The organism is Occallatibacter sp., from assembly GCF_049802275.1.
GTDB lineage: Bacteria > Acidobacteriota > Terriglobia > Terriglobales > Acidobacteriaceae > Telmatobacter.
This window is the reverse complement of sequence record NZ_JBARMD010000163.1, coordinates 1-1,953: the sequence shown is the minus strand read 5'-3', so window position 1 is coordinate 1,953 and position 1,953 is coordinate 1. Positions and strand designations below refer to the sequence as shown.

Here is a 1,953-nt window from a genome sequence, read left to right as displayed (position 1 = left end):
CCCAGGTGCGCGAGGCATACCACTACTTTTATCTGCTGGACTATCCAGCTGCGGTCGCGCGGTTCGAGCGCATTCACGAGGCGCATTCGGGCGATCCTCAGGCAACGGCAATGCTGCTGAACGCTTTGCTGTTTCAGGAACTCTACCGGCAGGATTTACTGGATACAACCTTCTACGCAAATGACGGTTTTTTGACCGGCAAACACGCGACGGACGAAGATTCGAAGAAACGGGACCAGATTTTTGCCTTGTCGGACGAGGCGGTGCACGAAGCGGATGTGCGGATCAGCAAGAATCCTAACGACGTGGATGCACTCTTCGCGCGAGGCTGGGTGCGCAGCTTGAGATGCACCTACGTGGCGATGGTAGAGCGCGGATATGGCACTGCCTTTCGGCTGGCGGGGAAGGCCAAGGACGATTGCGTGCGGGTTCTGCAAATCGATCCCGACTACGTGGATGCGAAGCTGGTGGTGGGTGTCTATGACTACGTGGTGGGCGCGTTACCGCTTCCTTTCAAATTCCTGATTGGCTTTGTGGGAATCACAGGTTCGAAATCGAAAGGCATGGAATTGCTGTGGGACGATGCGCGGCGGGGAACTGCGACCAGTGTCGAGGCTCGCACCGTAATTGCGCTGTTCCTGCGTCGCGAGGGGAAGTACAAGGAAGCGATTGAGGTGGTGCGCAGCCTCAAGCAGCGGTATCCGCGTGACTATCTTTTCTGCCTGGAAGAGGCGAATCTGCTGAAAGATGCCGGCGCAGGAATGGGGGCGGTGCATGCTTATGAACAGGTTGTGGCGGATGGCAACAGGCCGGGATATTTTGCCGAAGCGCGGCTGGAACTGGCCTACTTCGGCCTCGGGGATGCTTTGCGGGGGCAGCGGCACTATGCCGAGGCTGCTCGGGCTTACGAGACCGCAGCGGGGCTGAAAGGCACAGGGACGGAGCTGAAAGTCCGGACCCTGCTGGCGGCAGGCGAATGCCATGACCTGCTGGGAGAGCGGCAACTAGCCTTGAAGGACTACCAGGCGGCCATTGCCGCGGGACCGAGTACTTCGCGGGCCGATACGGCACGCAAAAGACTGAATTCGCCGTATCACGGCAACTAGTCGAGGGTTAGCTGGTCTAGGGAGCGCTGATCGGAACTGGAACCACGGCCTTTGCGTAATGATATTGTGGAATCGAAGTGCGATTCCCCGGAGGTTGGTCATGCCCTTTTACTGTCAACGCTGTGGAACCGGATTGCCGCCGAGCGCGCGGTTTTGCTCGAATTGCGGGACCGTGGTGACTGCTGCGCCCCCTCCCCCGGGCAGGCCGTTAGTTCGGCCGATCGTGGGCCGTCAGATCGCCGGCGTTTGCATCGGCGTGGCCCAGGCGAATGGATGGGATGTCACACTGGTCCGCGTTCTGACCGTCGTTGGATGCCTGTTTACCAGCGGGCTTGTTGGTGTTGCGTACCTGGCAGGTTGGATCGGCATTCCTGAGGAGCCAATTGCAGTCCCGGGAATGCCGGGAACGTATCCACCGGGAAGTAGCTATCCGCCAGGCACACCGGGCAGTTATCCTCCCAGCGTATGAGCAAGACATACGCTTCGAACGGGGCGAACCTGAGCTATAGCGAGATCGGCTCGGGCCTGCCGGTCATCTTTCTCCACCCGACGCCTCTGGATCATTTTTACTGGCTCCCGATGATTGCGGAGCTGGGTGAGGTGCGTGCAATTGTGCCGGATTTCCGCGGGCATGGCGCTTCAGAGCTTGGATTGGATCTGCCGGCCGGCGGATTCACGCGCTTGCCGGATGCGAAGGTGCTGAGCATGGGCCAGCTGGCTTCGGATGTGCTGGCGCTGATGGATCACCTGGCGTTGCGCGAGGCGGTGTTTGCCGGTTGCTCGATTGGCGGATACGTGATGCTCGAACTGTGGCGAAGGGCTGCACTTCGGATGCGCGGGCTGGCGA

At 60.1% G+C, this 1,953-nt stretch carries 3 protein-coding genes; all 3 read left to right on the top strand.

Features of this window, described 5'->3' with window-relative positions; translation table 11 throughout:
• Positions 1–1,106: tetratricopeptide repeat protein (locus WA354_RS05235; RefSeq protein WP_472811955.1), on the top strand; the 1,106-nt coding region annotated here is incomplete at its 5' end.
• A gap of 100 nt (positions 1,107–1,206) precedes the next feature.
• Positions 1,207–1,575 (top strand): PspC domain-containing protein, encoded by a 369-nt coding sequence (locus WA354_RS05230; protein WP_472811954.1) that lies wholly within the window; start codon positions 1,207–1,209, stop codon positions 1,573–1,575.
• Positions 1,572–1,953: alpha/beta fold hydrolase (locus tag WA354_RS05225; RefSeq protein ID WP_472811953.1), on the top strand; the 382-nt coding region annotated here is incomplete at its 3' end. The genes WA354_RS05230 and WA354_RS05225, both read left to right, overlap by 4 nt.

Excerpts from the sequence above, each read along its gene's own strand:
- WA354_RS05230 (WP_472811954.1), top strand. The coding sequence starts at position 1,207 with ATGCCCTTTTACTGTCAACGCTGTGGAACCGGATTGCCGCCGAGCGCG.